This window comes from Mesorhizobium sp. CA10, assembly GCF_020165285.1.
GTDB lineage: Bacteria > Pseudomonadota > Alphaproteobacteria > Rhizobiales > Rhizobiaceae > Mesorhizobium.
Genome location: NZ_JAIUHV010000008.1, coordinates 137,292 through 153,974 on the forward strand (window position 1 = coordinate 137,292; position 16,683 = coordinate 153,974).

Annotated in this window: 21 protein-coding genes; 16 read left to right on the plus strand and 5 right to left on the minus strand. The window is 64.0% G+C overall.

All coding sequences use genetic code 11. The annotated features are described in order from the left end of the window. Positions 1–4 precede the first annotated feature (4 nt). Entirely contained in the window at positions 5–922 is a 918-nt protein-coding gene (locus LB535_RS18000; protein ID WP_224633155.1) for a lysylphosphatidylglycerol synthase domain-containing protein, read from the minus strand. 338 nt (positions 923–1,260) lie between these two features. After that, entirely contained in the window at positions 1,261–1,734 is a 474-nt protein-coding gene (locus tag LB535_RS18005) for a carboxymuconolactone decarboxylase family protein (protein WP_224524957.1), read from the minus strand. Between the two features lie 132 nt (positions 1,735–1,866). Here LB535_RS18005 and LB535_RS18010 point away from each other — a divergent pair, with 132 nt between their 5' ends. From LB535_RS18010 to LB535_RS18020, 3 genes are read left to right on the plus strand one after another with little or no spacing between them, the layout of a single operon-like run. Then, positions 1,867–2,487: a TetR/AcrR family transcriptional regulator gene (locus LB535_RS18010; protein ID WP_224633156.1), complete on the plus strand. Its 621-nt coding sequence runs from the start codon at positions 1,867–1,869 to the stop codon at positions 2,485–2,487. Between the two features lie 31 nt (positions 2,488–2,518). Beyond that, the gene (locus LB535_RS18015; protein WP_224633157.1) at positions 2,519–3,145 is read left to right on the plus strand and encodes a hypothetical protein; all 627 of its coding nucleotides are present in this window, start codon (positions 2,519–2,521) and stop codon (positions 3,143–3,145) included. A gap of 58 nt (positions 3,146–3,203) precedes the next feature. Further along, entirely contained in the window at positions 3,204–4,052 is an 849-nt protein-coding gene (locus LB535_RS18020) for a 23S rRNA (adenine(2030)-N(6))-methyltransferase RlmJ (RefSeq protein ID WP_224633158.1), read from the plus strand. A 19-nt stretch (positions 4,053–4,071) separates the two neighbouring features. Here LB535_RS18020 and LB535_RS18025 read toward each other — a convergent pair whose 3' ends face one another. Beyond that, positions 4,072–4,827, minus strand: coding sequence for a helix-turn-helix domain-containing protein (locus LB535_RS18025; RefSeq protein WP_224633159.1), 756 nt, complete (start codon positions 4,825–4,827; stop codon positions 4,072–4,074). A 182-nt stretch (positions 4,828–5,009) separates the two neighbouring features. Between LB535_RS18025 and LB535_RS18030 the strand changes: the two genes are divergently transcribed. From LB535_RS18030 to LB535_RS18045, 4 genes are all read left to right on the plus strand, one after another. Then, positions 5,010–5,432, plus strand: coding sequence for a VOC family protein (locus LB535_RS18030; protein ID WP_095767036.1), 423 nt, complete (start codon positions 5,010–5,012; stop codon positions 5,430–5,432). Between the two features lie 36 nt (positions 5,433–5,468). Then, entirely contained in the window at positions 5,469–5,831 is a 363-nt protein-coding gene (locus tag LB535_RS18035) for a DoxX family protein (protein WP_224633160.1), read from the plus strand. A gap of 164 nt (positions 5,832–5,995) precedes the next feature. Then, positions 5,996–6,448: a hypothetical protein gene (locus tag LB535_RS18040; RefSeq protein ID WP_224544049.1), complete on the plus strand. Its 453-nt coding sequence runs from the start codon at positions 5,996–5,998 to the stop codon at positions 6,446–6,448. 155 nt (positions 6,449–6,603) lie between these two features. After that, the gene (locus LB535_RS18045) at positions 6,604–7,218 is read left to right on the plus strand and encodes a LysE family translocator (protein WP_224544048.1); all 615 of its coding nucleotides are present in this window, start codon (positions 6,604–6,606) and stop codon (positions 7,216–7,218) included. Positions 7,219–7,239: 21 nt separating this feature from the next. Here LB535_RS18045 and LB535_RS18050 read toward each other — a convergent pair whose 3' ends face one another. Continuing rightward, on the minus strand, positions 7,240–7,863 hold the full coding sequence (locus LB535_RS18050; protein WP_318012309.1) for a TetR/AcrR family transcriptional regulator: 624 nt from the start codon (positions 7,861–7,863) through the stop codon (positions 7,240–7,242). A 71-nt stretch (positions 7,864–7,934) separates the two neighbouring features. On the opposite strand from LB535_RS18050, the gene LB535_RS18055 reads away from it, so the two are divergent. The 5 genes from LB535_RS18055 (at position 7,935) to LB535_RS18075 (ending at position 11,266) form a co-directional block, all read left to right on the plus strand. Beyond that, positions 7,935–8,465, plus strand: coding sequence for a DinB family protein (locus tag LB535_RS18055; protein ID WP_224633161.1), 531 nt, complete (start codon positions 7,935–7,937; stop codon positions 8,463–8,465). A gap of 411 nt (positions 8,466–8,876) precedes the next feature. After that, complete coding sequence (locus tag LB535_RS18060; RefSeq protein ID WP_181174787.1) at positions 8,877–9,254, plus strand: hypothetical protein; 378 nt, start codon at positions 8,877–8,879, stop codon at positions 9,252–9,254. Between the two features lie 274 nt (positions 9,255–9,528). Then, positions 9,529–10,125 (plus strand): glutathione S-transferase, encoded by a 597-nt coding sequence (locus LB535_RS18065; RefSeq protein WP_224633162.1) that lies wholly within the window; start codon positions 9,529–9,531, stop codon positions 10,123–10,125. Positions 10,126–10,388: 263 nt separating this feature from the next. After that, entirely contained in the window at positions 10,389–10,766 is a 378-nt protein-coding gene (locus LB535_RS18070) for a TfoX/Sxy family protein (RefSeq protein WP_224633163.1), read from the plus strand. Between the two features lie 86 nt (positions 10,767–10,852). Next, positions 10,853–11,266 carry a GFA family protein gene (locus LB535_RS18075; RefSeq protein WP_224633164.1) on the plus strand — a complete coding sequence of 138 codons (414 nt, stop codon included), beginning with the start codon at positions 10,853–10,855 and terminating at the stop codon, positions 11,264–11,266. A gap of 142 nt (positions 11,267–11,408) precedes the next feature. On the opposite strand, the gene LB535_RS18080 is transcribed toward LB535_RS18075, so the two are convergent. Next, positions 11,409–12,062 carry an outer membrane protein gene (locus LB535_RS18080; RefSeq protein WP_095767043.1) on the minus strand — a complete coding sequence of 218 codons (654 nt, stop codon included), beginning with the start codon at positions 12,060–12,062 and terminating at the stop codon, positions 11,409–11,411. 413 nt (positions 12,063–12,475) lie between these two features. Between LB535_RS18080 and LB535_RS18085 the strand changes: the two genes are divergently transcribed. From LB535_RS18085 to moaD, 4 genes are all read left to right on the plus strand, one after another. Next, complete coding sequence (locus LB535_RS18085; RefSeq protein WP_224633165.1) at positions 12,476–13,240, plus strand: SDR family oxidoreductase; 765 nt, start codon at positions 12,476–12,478, stop codon at positions 13,238–13,240. Further along, complete coding sequence (gene uvrC, locus LB535_RS18090; RefSeq protein ID WP_224633166.1) at positions 13,237–15,327, plus strand: excinuclease ABC subunit UvrC; 2,091 nt, start codon at positions 13,237–13,239, stop codon at positions 15,325–15,327. The genes LB535_RS18085 and uvrC overlap by 4 nt, the downstream gene beginning before the upstream one ends. A gap of 491 nt (positions 15,328–15,818) precedes the next feature. Then, positions 15,819–16,415, plus strand: coding sequence for a CDP-diacylglycerol--glycerol-3-phosphate 3-phosphatidyltransferase (gene pgsA, locus LB535_RS18095; RefSeq protein ID WP_095767046.1), 597 nt, complete (start codon positions 15,819–15,821; stop codon positions 16,413–16,415). A gap of 9 nt (positions 16,416–16,424) precedes the next feature. Next, the gene (gene moaD, locus LB535_RS18100) at positions 16,425–16,682 is read left to right on the plus strand and encodes a molybdopterin converting factor subunit 1 (RefSeq protein WP_095767047.1); all 258 of its coding nucleotides are present in this window, start codon (positions 16,425–16,427) and stop codon (positions 16,680–16,682) included. The last annotated feature ends 1 nt before the right edge of the window (position 16,683 follow it).

Here is a 16,683-nt window from a genome sequence, read left to right on the forward strand (position 1 = left end):
GCGGTCATTTCCTTGCCGGCCCCGCCGCCGGGGTTTCCGGCAGCGTCGATTTCGAGGGAAACAGCCAGGCGATCGCACCGGTTGCGACCGCCGAGCACAGGATGAAGAGATGCAGCGCGAGCGCGGCCTGCAGGCCGTCCTTCATGGCGATGCCGGAATAGAGCAGTGCGGCGGCCGCGCCCGCTTCATAGGTGCCGAAGCCGGCGACACCCTGCACCGGCAGGATGGCGGCCGCCTCCGCGCCGACCGCGCCGGGAAAGGCGGTCTGGAACGAGGTGTCAAGCAGCATGGCGAGCAGCCAGCTCTGCACGCCGAGCTTCAGCGCCCAATTGGCCATCGTCCACCACCAGCCGTAGCGCGAGCGTCCCGTCGCTTCGGTGAAGATGTCGCGCAATTTGCCGAGCTTCGAGACGATCCTGCCGCCCGCCGTCCAGTTGTGCGGCGCGCGCGCCCAGCGCGGCAGGTACCATGCGGCGGCGATCAGCGCCGCGATGCCGGCGGCCCGCAGCGCCGGATGCAGGCCCGGCCAGACGAGGCAAGCCAGCACGCCGACGACGAAGGCGTCCTGCAGCCTGAACCACAGTAGCGAAGCGCTGGCGCGCACGATCGGCACGCCGAACACCTGGCGCAAAAGGATCGGAAACGCCGTCTCGCCGCCGCGGAACGGCACGATGTTGATCATCGCATTGTGGATCAGGATGACGCGAAGCACGGCGCCGAAGCGGCCGTTCACGTCGCCGCGGAATTCGTCGCAGACACGCAGCGCCCTGAGCACATAGGTGACGAACAGCGCCGCCGCGACTGCCACGAAGGCGCCTGGCGTAATGGAGGCGAAGGCATCGCCGACCATCTTCCAGCGCTGGTCGCTGGCAAGCCATGCCAGCAGCGCCAGAGTGACGATTATCGATATCGCTCGCTTCAAACAGGTCTCCAACGGGCCGCCCGGTCGGGGCGGAAGCGCCATTCGAGGGCCTGCAAAGGGGGCGCTCTCGAATGTCGGCCCGACCGGCGCCGGTCCGATATCGGATCCGTGCCGGCTTTTTCAAGGCGCTGTTCCTATAGAGCAATTTTAGGAAAAGTGTGAGCGGTTTCCGTCCGGAATTGCGTCAAAACAAAGAGATAGAGCGGTTCGCCGTTTCCGTGAAACGGTGAAACGCTCTGGAGCAGCGGCGCCGGCGAATCCATAAGCTTGGTTGGAGCAGCGATTGGGGCGGCGAAAAGCGGGCGGACATCGCGTCCGCCCGATATGCCGATTAAGCCTTACTCTCCGCCCATCTCTTTCTTGAACTGATCGAAATCGACCTGCATGCCATTGAAGATGGTGCTCCAATGGCGTGTCAGCGCCGCCATGGTGACGGCCTCCTGGATCTCCTCGTCGGTGGCGCCGGCGTGCTTGGCGTTCTGGGTGTCCGACCAGATGCAGTAGCTGCACGGGATCTGCGCCGCGACCGCCAGCGAGATCAGCGACTTCTCCTTCGGCGTCAGCGCCGTCTTGTCGCTGAGCTCGATGGCCTTGACCTCGGCCCAGGCGCCGGGCAGACCGGCCTTGGGGAATTGTTTGATGAAGCTCGGCACACCGCCCATAGTCGACTGGATGTCCTTCAGCGCCGCGTCATAGTCATCGGCGCGGGCCGGCGCGGAGGCGAGCAATGCGGCAGACACGCCCGCCGCGGCGATCAACGAGGCGAAGCGAAGGCAGGAATGCGCGGTTGAGATGATGCGAATGACTGACATGATATTCTCCTCTGGTTTTTGTTAGCCTTACGATGTAAGGTGTGTGGAGGATGAACCTTACAGTGTAAGTTGTCAAGCGCCATGGATGCACCGAGCAGAAAAAAGCGACCCCGCGGAAAACTCTCCCGCGACATGATCGAGGACGCCGCCTTCGAGGTGATCGAGCGGGAAGGGCTTTCCGGCTTTTCGATGCGCAAGCTCGCCGCCAGGCTCGGCTGCGAAGCGATGAGCATCTATCACCACTTCCCCTCGCAGGCGCATCTCTACGAAGCGCTGGTTGATCGCCAGATGAGCGGGCTTGTGATCCCCGACGACAGCCTGCCCTGGCGCGAGCGGGCCCGCATCGGCATGCAGGAATTCCGGCGCGTCGCTACCGAGCACCCGGCCTTTGCGCCGTTCATCGTCGTCTACCGCATGAACTCGCCGCCCTGCCTCGCCAAGCTTAACGCCATCATCGGCCTGTTCGAGGATGGCGGCTTCGGACCCGAGCTCAGCGCCCGCCTGTTCCGCGCCGCCGGCTACTATCTGATGGGCGCGATCCTCGACGAGACGGCCGGCTATGCCAAGGGGCCTTCGGCGGTCACCACCGTCAGCGACGAGGAGCTGGCGCGCAACTATCCGAGCGTCGTGAAGGCCGGCGCCTATTTCGGCGCCGCCGGCTTCGACAAGACTTTCGAGCTTGGTCTGGAAATGTTTCTGGACGAGATGGAGCGGGTCCGCGAAGCTGCGCGAAACGAACCCGCCAAAAAATAGCAGCGATCTCGCTCAGAAACCAAGGCTCTGAATGCGCTTCCTGTGTGTCCTTCTCCTCATCGCCGGTGCCGCCATCGGCATCTTCTATCCCTGGGCGATGAGCAATTTTTCCGGCCACCCCATCGGCACGTATCGCGTCTATGAGGGCGGCCGCTTCCGGCCCGCCACCGTGCAACTTGCCGCAGGCGACGCTCCGGTAAGGGTGCTGGTCGATCTGACCGCGCGGGCCGAGCGCGTCGCGGGTCAGCAGCGCACGGTGCTGACGCTGACCGCAGCGCATGGCGGCCGCACGGTGCTGGCCTCGGCGCTCTCCTTCAACCACACGGACAATCCGCGCCAGGCCAGCCCGCAACTGCCCGACAAGATCTTTCGCGACGAGGCCGGCGTCATCGATAAGGTCGCGCCCGGTCCTTACCTCTTCACCGTCGGACCCGGCGATGCCGACGGCATCGCCATGCGCGCGGTCGATCTCATCCTGCGCGCGGACACCGGCTCGATCGACGAACGCGCGCGGCCGGCCGGCTATACGCTGATGGGCGTCGGCCTTGCCGGACTGGCGGTTTCGCTGGTCTTCGGGCGCCGCGGCGGTGGCCCGCAAAATCCCAATTCGCAGCCGCCACCGCCGCGCTGGGGCCGCAACGGTTCGCCACGAGCATGATGCCGAAAGGTGTGAAGCGGTTCTCGCTCGGCATCATGCTCTCTGGAGATAAGCGCGCATGAACTATCGCCACGCCTACCACGCCGGCAATTTCGCCGATGTCGTGAAGCATGTCGTGCTCGCGCGCCTCGTCGAATATCTCAAGCAGAAGGACAAGGCTTTTCGCGTCATCGACACCCATGCCGGCATCGGCCGCTACAATCTTGCCTCGGTCGAGGCCGGCAAGACCGGCGAATGGCAGACCGGCATCGGCCGGCTGGTAGAATCCGCGCTCGAGCCGCAAGCGGCGGCGCTGCTTCAGCCCTATCTGGAAGCGGTACGCGCGCGAAATCCCGACGGCGGCCTCGAGTATTATCCCGGCTCGCCGCTGATCGTGCGCCATCTCCTGCGCAACCAGGACCGGCTGACGGCGATCGAGCTGCATCCCGAGGATGCCGCGCGGCTGAAATCGGTCTTCGCCGGCGATTTCCAGACAAGGGTCATCGAGCTCGACGGCTGGCTGGCGCTCGGCGCGCAACTGCCGCCGAAGGAAAAGCGCGGCCTCGTCCTCATCGATCCGCCCTTCGAGGAGGAGGGCGAGTTCTCCAGGCTCGTCGAAGGCCTGCAGAAGGCGCATCGGCGCTGGCCGGGCGGCATCTACGCGCTCTGGTACCCGATCAAGGACCGCAAGGCGGTCACCGCTTTCCGCACGGCGTTGACGGAGACCGGCATTCCGAAGCTGCTCGACATCGCCTTCGAGATCCGGCCCGCCTCGAACGAGCCCAGCCTCGACGGCAGCGGGCTGGTGGTGGTCAATCCGCCCTATACGCTGGAGAGCGAATTGAAGGTCCTGTTGCCGGCCCTGCACAAAGCGCTCGCCCTCCGGCAACCGTCGCGCTGGTCGCTCGAGTGGCTGGCGGGCGAGTAAGGCGACCGCATCGCCTAGACTAAGCCAGCGCCGTAGGCGTCACGCCGGTCAGCCGCCGGCTTTCGCGGATCAGATGCGCCTGGTCGGCGTAGCCGGCCTCGATGGCGAGCAGCGCGGTCGAGGCGTCGCCTTGCTGTCGTTGCAAGCGCCGGTACCGATGGAAGCGCAGGATGCGGTCGAGCGTCTTGGGGCCATAACCGAAGGCGTCCTCGAAGCGGCGTCGCAGCGTCCGTTCGCTCATATGCAGCTGGCGCTGCAGGAAGGGAACCAGCGGCGTTTCCGGCGGCAAACCTTTGTGAATGACGTCGAAGGCCCGGCCCATCTGCGGGTCGAGCGCATCGCGGCCTTCGGTGCGCATGCCGACCGTCTCTTCCAACTGCCGCAGCATGGCCGGCAGATCGCTCGCAGCCTTGATGCGATCCGACAGTTCGCGGGCACGCGTACCCCATACTTCCTGAAGACTCAGCCGCCCGCCGATGATTTCGCTGACCGGCACGCCCAGCCAACCGGCGGCCGCGCCAGGCCGGAAACGGAAGCCGACGATCACCGCGCCGGCCGGCGGCGTCTCGATCTGCGGCTCCTTGTCGGGGCCGGCCACGCGGAAGCGGCCGTCGATCCATTGCAGGTCGATCGTCGCGTCCGGCGTGATGACGATGGGCGGAACGGCGCGGTCATCCATGCGGTGGACCCAGACCGCGCAGAAGGCAGCGGCAAGGCCACCAGCGACGGGCCGCTCGTGAAAGAAGCCGGTGGTCTGCGCCAGGACCGGTTCCATTCTCTCTCCGATCTGCTCCAGCAAGGTTGCCGGATCGGTGCGACGGTCATTTTGGCCGAAATATTCAAGGCCGGCCACGTCATCCATGGCAAAACGGACGCAACTTCACCGCGCTTCACGCGCTCGCATCAGACCGCATCCGTTTGCGGCTGTGGTCACGGATATAGAAAGGAGTGAGAGAAATGAAAGCTCGCATCACCGTATTAACGCTCGGCGTCGACGATCTGGAAGCGTCGCTCAAATTCTATCGCGACGGCCTTGGGCTGCCGACGGAAGGCATCATCGGCCGGGAATTCGAGCATGGCGCCGTCGCCTTCTTCGAACTCGCCGGCGGCTTGAAGTTCGCCATCTTCGAACGGTCCAGCATCGCCCATGACGCGACGGTGCCGCAGAGCGGCCGCAGTCCGACCGAGCTCACCATCGGCCACAATGTCGGCAGCGAGGCCGAGGTCGATGCCGTGATGGCCGAGGCCGTCAAGGCCGGCGCACGCGTGGTCAAGCCGGCGCAAAAAACTTTCTGGGGCGGCTATGCCGGCTATTTCCAGGATCCCGACGATCATCTGTGGGAGGTCGTCTACAACCCGGCCTTCATTCCGCTGGATTGAGCAAAGCGAAGCGCGTCGTCGAGAGAGGAGGCCGCCATGCCCGTTCAATCCATTCAAGCGCTTGGCGCTCTCCTCATCGGCGGCGTGTTCGTCTTTGCCGGCGTCGAGCATTTCCTGAAATTCGGAGCGATGCGCGACCATCTGGCCGCCCAGAAATTTCCGGCCCCGGCCTTGATGCTGGCCGCCGGTTCGGCGGTCGAGATCATTGCGGGTTCCCTGCTTGCCATTGACATGGCCCGGCCCTTCGCCGCCGGCGCGCTGGTCGTCTTCACGCTGACGACGAACGTCATGCTGCTGCGCTTCTGGGCTGTGGAGGAGCCGGAGAGGCAGGTTCTGCGCAACGCGTTCCTGATCAACATCGCCGTCATCGGCGGGCTGCTGCTTACCGGAGGGCTTTAGTTTGGATGAGGTTTCAGGTCAGGCCGGCTGACCTGAAATCCCATGCAACCCAATTAGCCGGTGAAGTCTGGAATGAAGTTTTACGGAAACCATTGTTTTCGCAACCGCTTGACCGCCGCCAAGTGCTCCCGCACAGTGCGCGGAACCGACCTTGAGAGGCTGTCATGACTCGCTTCGCCCATTCCGCCCTTGCCGCGCTGGTTGCCCTGTCCACTCCCTTTGCCGCTCCGCTTGGCTTCAGCCAGGCAGCGCATGCCGCCGACCTGTCCATCTACACCGAGGATGACGGCAGCGTGTGCGGCGAGGCCTGGGTGCTGAACAAGATCACCGACCGCTTCTCTTATCAGGTGCATCACGTGCCGCATCTGCCGGACGTCGCGATCACTGATTTCCGCAACATCCGCCAGCATCGTTATGAGCCGGCGAGCGATGAATGGCCGATCGGCCGCCACTATTGCCGCGCCACCGTCAACCTGACGGACGGCCGCGACCGTTCGATCTTCTACCTGATCGAGGAAGGCCAGGGCTTTGCCTCGATCGGCGACAATGTCGAATTCTGCGTCTCCGGCTTCGATCGCTGGCTGGTGTATAACGGTCGCTGCCGCGTGCTGCGCTAGGTTTGTCGCTTCCGCCGCGCGCCTGCGGTCAGAGGGACCGCATCCTTTTGCGCGCTGAATAGGTCTCGCCGCGAATGTTGTGCCTTCCGGCTTTCGCCGGAAGGCAAATCAGTTAATCTGAACTCCCGAGAGCAACGACTTCCTCGGGGACCTTCATGGATACTGCTACCCTCCTTGCATTTGCGGCGGCCTTCTTCGTGTTCGCAGCCAGCCCAGGCCCCGACAACATGACCATCGTCGCCCGCACAATCTCCGGCGGCGCCGCATCGGGCATCGCCTATGGCGCCGGAACGGTGGCCGGTATCCTCATCTTCCTGGTCCTCGCCGCCTTCGGTCTGTCGGTCGTAGCCGCCAAGATGGCGGTCGTCATGGCCGTGCTTCGCTATGGCGGCGCGGCTTATCTGATCTGGATGGGCGTCAGGCTATGGACAGCAGCGCCCATCGTGCCGGACCTGCTGCCCGTATCCGGGCGGCGCGGGCTGCTTGCGACTTTCGCCACCGGCGTCGCGCTCAATCTCGGCAATCCGAAGATGCCTTTGTTCTATCTGGCGCTGCTGCCGAACGTCGTCGGCGCATCGCTGGACGCCGAGCGTCTCGGCGCGCTGATGCTGGTGATCCTGGCTGTCGAGACTGTCGTAATCGGCGGCCATGTCGTCCTCGCAGGCCGCACCCGAAAGCTGCTGCGCACGCCGAAGGTCGTGCGCCGGGTGAACCGTGCGGCAGGTGGCGTGATGGTCGGTGCTGGCGTCGCCATCGTCGCTGCCCGCTGAACCGACGCCAAGCCGACAATCTCACGCGGCCCTGCCGCCCGATATGTAAACCTGGATCAGCTCGACGAGCTGCTTCTGCAGCTCCGGCGCATCGAGCATGTTGCGCCGTGCCGCGTTGTGGATCACGCCTTCGACAGCCGATGAGAGCACGCGCGCCATCGTCTCGGTATCCTTGCGGCGCTTGCGATACTGCGCGACGGCAGCCGAATAATGTTCGAGATAACGCGCCTGGAACGAGGCATGCGCGGCGCGCGAGCCGCGGTCGCCGGGCGCCTCGTCCAGCAGCACCTGGTGCAGCGTCGGATGGATCGAGTGCGCGCCGATCATGCCGCGCACCAGCTCGCGCGCGAATTGCCTGAGCGGCTTCTCGTCGGCCGCCGCTTCGCGAATCACCGACAGCACATGATCGAAGTGGCGGCGCCGGATCGCTTCGACCAGGGCGAGCTTGTCGGGGAAATATTGATAGAGCGAGCCGATGCTGACGCCCGCGGCCTCTGCCACCTTGTTGGTGGAAAAGCCTGCCCAGCCGAGCTCGCTCAAAACGTGAGCACCGGCTTCGATGATCGCCTCGACGGTGGCGATCGAACGCGCCTGGCGCGGCTGCTTGCGCATGCGTGCGGCCGGCTTTGCAACGCGAGTAGACATGCTGGCCCGTCTCCCGAGAATATAGACAGGATACTCACATTCAATTCACCAACGCAAATGGGGCGGCAAAGATGAGTGCCAAGACCTTGCTGAAGGGCATGCTCGCCTACCAGGCCCGGGCGAACGACGAGCTGGTGGAGAAGCTTGCCGGGATGGATCCGTCTGGCGACGCCGGGGAACGCCACGCCGCGATCCGCCTGATGAACCATATCCATGTCGTGGCGCGGATTTTTGCCGCGCATCTGAAGGGCGTCGCCCATGGCTATGCGAGCGACAATACGCCGGACACGCCCGAGCCGCGCGCATTGCGCGCCGCCTTGGCCGAGATCGACGGCTGGTATCTCGACTATCTCGAAGCCGTTTCGGAGCAAAGGCTTGCCGATCCTGTCGCTTTCACCTTCACTGACGGCGACAGGGGCTGCATGACGAGGCAGGAGATGCTGATCCATATCGTATTGCACGGCAGCTACCATCGCGGCGAAATCGGCCGCATGCTGGCCGCCATCGCGCTCTCGCCGCCCTGGGACACCTACGCCGTGCATCTGCACCAGGCCGAGCCGGCGCGCCGCCTGCGGCGCGGATGCCGCCCGGCGGGCGTTTGAATGCGGCGCGTGAATATGAGCTTTAAGCTCACTTTAAAGCGCTCAAGCTTTGGTCGTCGCATCTGGCCGGTTCGTCTGTAGATGTTTCTGCTGGACAAGATGAAGTCGACGTTCGACGGCCTCTTGTCTATTATGAGCACTCTGCTCACATTGTGATGCAAGGTTATGCCCCTGGTCGATGGAGGATCGGGCGATAGAAGCCGCGCGAAAATCTGTGCGCCAGGCCGTCACTTCGAAAGTGATAGATTCGCTCACAATTTTTCCATGAGATGCATCTTAAAGCGTTTCGTGTAACCAAAATTCAATAACTGAAAATCATTGTGTTGCTTCGCTGGCTAGACAGTCGCGAGTCAGATATGCATAGACACGCCGGGTCACTCACGACCATTGGCAAAACGCAAGGGGCATCGCATGGCAAAGACGACAACCAAGGCGCCGGCGGCGAAAGCGCCGGCAAAGAAGCCGGCAGCTAAGGCTGCCGCGAAACCTGCAGCAGTGAAGAAGGCAGCCGCACCGAAGGCAGCCGCCAAGGCCCCGGCCAAGGCAGCAGCGAAGCCGGCAGCGAAGGCTGCGGCTAAGCCCGCCGCCAAGAAGCCGGCAGCGAAGGCTGCGGCCAAGCCCGCCGTCAAGGCAGCGGCAAAGCCGGCGGCCAAGCCCGCCGCCAAGAAGCCGGCAGCGAAGGCCGCAGCCAAGCCCGCCGCCAAGGCTCCGATGAAGGCCGCCGCCGCCAAGGCACCGGCAGCCGTGAAGAAGGCAGCTCCGGCCAAGAAGCCGGCCGCCAAAAAGTAATCGCGTAGCTTCGCTCGCGAACCGCAACAGGTGAGGGCGGGTGCCACTCAGGCACCCCTCTCGCCAATTCGGTGTCACGGCGAACGGAGCCGGAGCGCACGCTCCTCCTAAAGCTCTCGGAAATTTTGCTGCCAGGCAAAACTTCCGGGAGCTTTTTTTTGTTGCCGCGCCCGGGCGTCAAAAATGCATTGGCCAAGCTGGATCGGCCTTGCTGGGCCGTTGCCCTGGAGACCCGTTCGGTCGACAGTGCCGCAGACAAACTGGAAAACCGATCATGCCGAAGCTGCTTTACGCGCCCACGTCTCCTTATAGTTCGAAGGTCCGCATGGCGGCCGTCCATGCCGGCATCGCCATCGATCTCGTGCCGGTCAAGACGGAGGACAAGCCGGCCGAGCTGATCTCGGCCAATCCGCTCGGCAAGATCCCGGTGCTGGTGCTGGAGGACGGCCGGTCGATCCATGACAGCCGCGCCATCACCCAGCATCTCAACCGGCTGTCGAAGAATGCGCTGTTCCCCCGCAATCCCGACAAGCGGCTCGAAGCGGAAGTTCTCGAGGCGCTGGCCGACGGCATCTGCGACTGCGCGCTGTCGATGGTCTATGAACGGCGCACGCGTCCGGAAGCGATGGTCCACCAGCCCTGGCTCGATCGCCAGTGGGCGAAGATCACCGCCGCGCTCGACCTCATCAACGCCAACCCGCCGAAGCTGCCGAAGAAGATCACCGCCGGCCATATGGCGCTGCGCGCCTGCCTCGGCTATCTGGCGCTGCGCTTTCCCGGCCAATGGGAGAAGGGCCGCAGCCGGCTCGTGCGCTGGGCCGCGAGGTTTGATGAGAAGTTTCCGGAGCTGAAGGGCAGCGTGCCGGGGTAGATACAGCTGATCTCCCCCTTGTGGGGGAGATGCCCGGCAGGGCAGAGGGGGGCGCTGTCCTGCCGGGATCTCAGTATTGCCGATCATGTGCCGCCAACAAAGATAACGGGGCCGCCTCGAAAGTTGGCGTTCCTTCGCGCCCCCCTCTGGCCTGCCGGCCATCTCCCCCACGAGGGGGGAGATTGGCAGTTTCGGCCTCGCGCCCACCTTGAATCCCATTCTCTTCCATGCTTGCCTGACACCGCCCAAGTCGGAGTGGTGACATGGCAAAGCCCTCAACCAGCCTCGCGCCCGACCCCATGGTCGAGCGTCTGCGTGCGGCGCTCGGCCGGCGCGCCTTCACCGAGCAGAAAATGTTCGGCGGCACCTGCTTCATGATCGACGGCAACATGCTGATCGGCACGTCGAAGCGCGGTTTGCTGGTGCGTGTCGGCAAGGCCGCGCATGCGGCCGCAGTCGCACGGCCCCATGCAAGCCCGATGGAAATGGGCGGGCGCTCGATGGAAGGTTATGTCCATGTCGCGCCGGAAGGCACAGCCACGGAGGCGGATCTCCGTGGCTGGCTCGGCCTTGCGCTGGCATTCGTCGAAACTTTGCCGCCGAAGGTCAAACCCGCCAAGGTCGCAAAGAAACGCGCGTAAGCCGCTCGTCGCATCGGCCTTGCGGACTGCGATGTGTCAGCGTTGTTGAGCTGGCCTCGAGGAACGAACGGCCAGGGGAGGAAGCAATGGCACTCAATGGGCATTGCATGTGCGGTGCTGTGGCCTGGACCTATTCAGGCGAGATCACGCGCAACCTGGTCTGTCACTGTACCGACTGTCAGCGGGCGACATCCGCCCCCTTCACGGTCTTTCTGGGAATGAAGCCGGACAAGCTGAGCTGGAGCGGCGACATCAGGCACTATGAAAGCAGCCCGAATACTTTTCGCGGTTTCTGCCCGTCCTGCGGCGCGAGGCTCTACTTCCGCTCCGACCAATGGCCTGCCGAGATCCATGTCCACGCCGCCACGCTGGACGACCTGGGCGAGTACCGTGCGGATGCGCAAGTCATGATGCGCTCAAGAGCAAAATGGCTCGACCGGCTGCAGTCGATTCCAGTCCATGAGGATTTCCAGCAGGCGCCGTCGACGCCGACTCCCTGAAGTCAGGGCGATACGGCTCGCGTGCAGTTTGTTGCCTGCTCGTACAAGGTTCTCGAAACCGGCAAGGGCAGAAGGACAGGATTACAAACACAAAAAAAGCCGGGCTCAAGGCCCGGCTTTTTCGTGTCGTGGCTTCTACGACTTAGAACTTCATACCGACGCCGAAGGTGACGCGGTTGTCCTTCGACTTGACGTTGCCGAGGGCGCCGAAGTCCTTGTCGCCGTAGTCGGTGTAGCGGTACTCGACGCGGCCGAACACGTTGTCCGTGATCTTGATGTCGGTGCCGACACCGGCCGTCCAGCCGAGCATTGCCTTGCTCTCGTCAGTGGCGGTGACGCTATCCGTGATCTTCTGGTTCTTGGCGGCGAGACCGCCGGTGCCATAAAGCAGGATTTCCGGGGTCACGGCATAGCCGAGGCGAGCGCGCAGCGAGCCTTCGAGGCCGCCCTTGGCGTTGATGCCAGCGCTGTCGCCCTTGACGCCGTTGTAGCCGAGATCGGCTTCAGCGCCGTAGACGAAGTTATCCTGCTGCCAGTTGTAGCCGCCGAACACGCCGCCGATGAAGCCCTTGGTCTTCACATTGACGCCGGCGTCACGAGCATCGGCATGGCCGCTGAAGCCGTAGCCGAGGCTGATACCGGCATAGGGGCCAGCCCAGGAAGCGACCGGAAGCTCGGCAACCGGGGCGGGAGCCGGCGGCTCTTCGGAAACGACGTCGGCCGCAAAGGCGGTGCCAGCAAAGGCGAACAGCCCGAGCGCAGCGGCAAGCGGCGCGAATTTGAGATTGGTCTTCATTGTTATACTCTCCTTAAGCCACAAGACACTTAGGCTTTTTTGTTCATGAAACGCCCCGGCCCGTCCGGGGGGATAAACGGGCTTGGCGCTCAACGGTTCCGAATGTCGTGCTGAAATGCGGCTGAAGCGAACCTGAACTTGGGTCATTCCCCGGCGCGAATAAGGCCGAAAGTTGACGTTGCATCTTCGCAACAGCGAATGTCAGCAGGCTAATCATGTTGCGCTGCACACCGCTTGGTTCAAGGGGTCCGGCGACATATATTGCCGTGAACGGCGCCCCGAATCCGATGGGGCGGAGGCGCGTCCGGGCCGCTTCGCCACATTCCTGCCTCAGGTGGAAATGGCATTTAACGCTTGGCCCGTCACATTGTGCCGGCTTCCCGGAATCGTGAAGTCGATTGAGGATTGACACCATGAGACAAGCCACGACCGTCGCGCTGGTGACGGGTGGAGCAAGGCGGATCGGCAAGGCGATCGTCGAGGATCTGGCCGCCAATGGCTTCGCCGTCGCCATCCACGCCAATCGCTCCGGCAACGAGGCCGAGGCGCTGGCAAAGAAGATCGTGGCCGGGGGCGGCCGCGCCGCCGCTGTCGCCGCCGATCTCACCGACATGGATGCCGTGGGTGATCTTGTCGGTCGCGCGCAGGCGGCGCTCGGACCCGTCACGCTGCTGGTCAACAACGCTTCCTTGTTCGTCGACGATCGCGTCGAGGATTTCGACTGGCAGGCCTGGGACCGCCACTTCGCCATCCACGTGAAGGCGCCGGCGCTTTTGGCGCAGAACCTTGCTCGCGCGCTGCCGCAAGAGGGGGAGGGGCTGATCGTCAACATCATCGACCAGCGCGTCTGGCGGCCGACGCCGCGCTATTTCTCCTATGCGCTGTCGAAATCGGCTCTGTGGACGCAAACGCAAATGCTTGCACAGGCGCTCGGACCGCGCATCCGCGTCAACGCCATAGGCCCCGGCCCGACACTGAAGAACAAGCGCCAGGATGACGATGATTTCGAGAGCCAGATCGAGGGCCTGATCCTGAAGCGCGGCCCGCAATTGCCCGAATTCGGCGCTACGATCCGTTATCTGTGGCAAGCGCGCTCGGTGACCGGCCAGATGATCGCGCTCGATGGCGGCCAGCATCTTGCGTGGCAGACGCCCGATGTGACAGGCATGGTGGAATGAGTCCCGTAGCCCAAAGAGACAAACGAAACGGCGCCGCCGACGATCTGCCGCCCGATATCGACCCCGAGATGGACGTCGAGGACGAGGCGGCGGAGGAGATCGTCGAGGCCGAGCCTTTGCCGTCCGGCCCCGAGGTCGCTTTCACGGCCATCGACTGGACGCCGCATGCCGGCGACGCAGACGGGATGGTCGGCGCCGAGGTGATCCAGACCCTGGTCAAGCGGTTGCCCAACCAGCCCGGCGTCTATCGCATGATGAACGCCGCCGGCGACGTTCTCTATGTCGGCAAGGCGCGCAGCCTGAAGAAGCGCGTCACCAATTACGCGCAGGGGCGCTTCCACACCGCCCGCATCGGCCGCATGGTGCGCGAGACGGCGACGATGGAATTCGTCGTCACCCGCACCGAGATCGAGGCGCTGCTGCTCGAGGCCAACCTCATCAAGCGGCTGCGGCCCCGTTTCAACGTGCTGATGCGGGACGACAAGTCCTTCCCCTATATCCTGCTCACCGGCGACCATGTCTCGCCCGGCATCTACAAGCATCGCGGCGCGCGCTCGCGAAAAGGCGACTATTTCGGCCCCTTCGCTTCCGCCGGCGCCGTCGGGCGCACCATCAATTCGCTGCAGCGCGCCTTCCTGCTTCGAAGCTGCACCAACTCTTTCTACGAGAACCGCACAAGGCCGTGCCTGCTCTATCAGATCAAGCGCTGCGCCGGGCCTTGCACCGGCGAGATCTCGCATCAGGGCTATGCCGAGCTGGTCGCCGAGGCCAAGGACTTCCTCTCCGGCCGCAGCCAGAAGGTGAAGACCGAAATCTCGGCCGCCATGCAGCAGGCCTCCGAAGAGCTCGATTTCGAGCGCGCCGCCATCTACCGCGACCGTCTTGCGGCGCTCTCGCATGTCCAGGCACATCAGGGCATCAACCCGCAGACGGTCGAGGAGGCCGACGTCTTCGCCATCCACCAGGAGGGCGGCCAGACCTGTATCCAGGTATTCTTCTTCCGCACCGGTCAGAACTGGGGCAACCGCGCCTATTTCCCCAAGGCCGATCCGGCGCTGGAGCCGGCGGAGGTGCTGGGCTCGTTCCTGGCGCAATTCTATGACGACAAGCTGCCGGCGCGCACGCTGCTGCTTTCCCAGGCCGCGCAGGAACAGGAACTGCTCGCCGAGGCGCTCTCCACACATGCCGGCCGCAAGATATCCATCTCTGTGCCGCAGCGCGGCGAGAAGAAGGAACTGACAGACCACGCGCTGCAGAACGCGCGCGAGGCGCTTGGCCGCAGGTTGGCCGAGACCTCGACGCAGGCGCGGCTGCTCGCCGGCTTCGCCGAGACCTTCGGCCTGGCAAAGCCGCCGGTGCGCATCGAGGTCTACGACAACTCGCACATTATGGGTACCAACGCGGTCGGCGCCATGGTCGTCGCCGGACCGGAAGGTTTCGTGAAGAACCAGTACCGGAAATTCAACATCCGCTCCACCGAGATCACGCCGGGCGACGATTTCGGCATGATGCGCGAAGTGATGCAGCGGCGCTTTTCGCGGCTGCTCAAGGAGCATGGGGACGTCCAGCCCGGCTCGGCCGTCGAGGACGAAGCCGGCGAGGAGGATCTGGTCGCCGGCAATGGCGGCTTCCCGGCCTGGCCGGATGTCATCCTGATCGACGGCGGCCAGGGCCAGATGACGGCCGTGCGCCAGATTCTTGCCGATCTCGGCGTCGAGGACAGGGTGGTGGCCATCGGTATCGCCAAGGGCCCGGACCGCGACGCCGGCCGCGAGCGCTTCTTCGTCAAGGGCAGGGACTCTTTCATGCTGCCGGTGCGCGATCCGGTGCTCTATTTCGTCCAACGCCTGCGCGACGAGGTGCACCGTTTCGCCATCGGCTCCCACCGCGCCCGCCGCAAGAAGGAGATGGTCAAAAGCCCGCTCGACGAGATCGCCGGCATCGGTCCCGGCCGCAAGCGCGCGCTGCTCCACGCCTTCGGCACCGCCAAAGCGGTCAGCCGCGCCGCCGTCGAGGACCTTGTCAAGGTCGACGGCATTTCGGAGCACGTGGCGAAGCTGGTCTACAATCACTTCCACGAGAGCTGAGGGCTGGTCGCGAGCACGGAAGGTTGACCAAGGCGTCGGCGTGGTGAGGGATGTTGCACCTTGGCGATTAGCTCAAACGCCCACCACGTCGTCATTCCAGGGCGGAGCAAGGAGCGCAGCGACGCGGCGCAGACCCTGGAATCCATTCCGTTACCTCCAGGCGCTGCAGCGGTTCAGAAAACCTCCGTTCTGCTCCGTTGCAGTCCTCGCGCGAGGTCACGGATTGGATCCTCGGGTCTGCGCGTCCGCTTCGCTCCCGCTCCGCCCGTGGATGACGAAGTTGCTTAGGCTTCGCCAATCCCAACGTTGCAAGAAGAGTATACATCGAAGTTGCCAATCTCTGCCTCTGACGTGGAATGCCCAGACCAGAGAGAGGTGCTTCACGCCGACCTTCACGCCATTTTTCCCTGGTCAATCGAATCTCGGCTGTTGACCCCCTACATTGGCTTCTGATTTGAGTACGTCTGGCGGTGGAGATTTCCCGAGACGACATGGCACAGCGCGCGTTCAACCTGCCGAACATCCTTACCTATGCCCGCATCATCGCGGTGCCGCTGGTCGTGCTGTGCTTTTTTCTTGAAGGCCACCTGAAGTCGTCCGACTTCGCCCGCTGGTCGGCGCTGGTCATTTTCCTGCTTGCCTCGATCACCGATTACTTTGACGGCTATTTCGCGCGCGCCTGGCAGCAGACCTCTAACATCGGCAAGATGCTCGACCCGATCGCCGACAAATTGCTGGTCGCAACCTGCCTGCTCCTGCTTGCCGCCGACACCGACCGCCATGGCGGCATCGCCGGCTGGTCGCTGTGGGCGGCAATCATCATCCTGTGCCGCGAGATCCTTGTTTCGGGGCTGCGCGAATATCTGGCCGCCTTGAAAGTGTCAGTGCCGGTGACCCAGCTCGCCAAATGGAAGACCACCATACAGATGGTCGCCATCGCCTTCCTGCTGGTCGGCCCGGCCGGCGACAAGATCTTTCCGCTGACCACGCAGATCGGCCTCGTGCTGCTGTGGGTCGCGGCACTTGTCACGCTCTACACCGGCTACGACTATTTCCGCGCCGGCCTCAAGCACATCATGGACGAGTAGGAAGCGCGGATGTCGACGAAACTCATCTATTTCGCCTGGGTGCGCGAGCGGATCGGCAAGCCGGAAGAGGACGTCGACTTGCCTGCCGGCATCGAGACGGTCGCCGATCTGCTGCGCTGGCTGAAGTCGCGCGGCGAGGAGTATGAGAACGCGCTGCAATACCCTGACGTCATCCGCGTCGCCATCAACCAGGAGCATGTCGGCCATCGCGAGAAGATCGAAGGCGCGCGCGAGATCGCCCTGTTTCCGCCAATGACCGGGGGCTGAC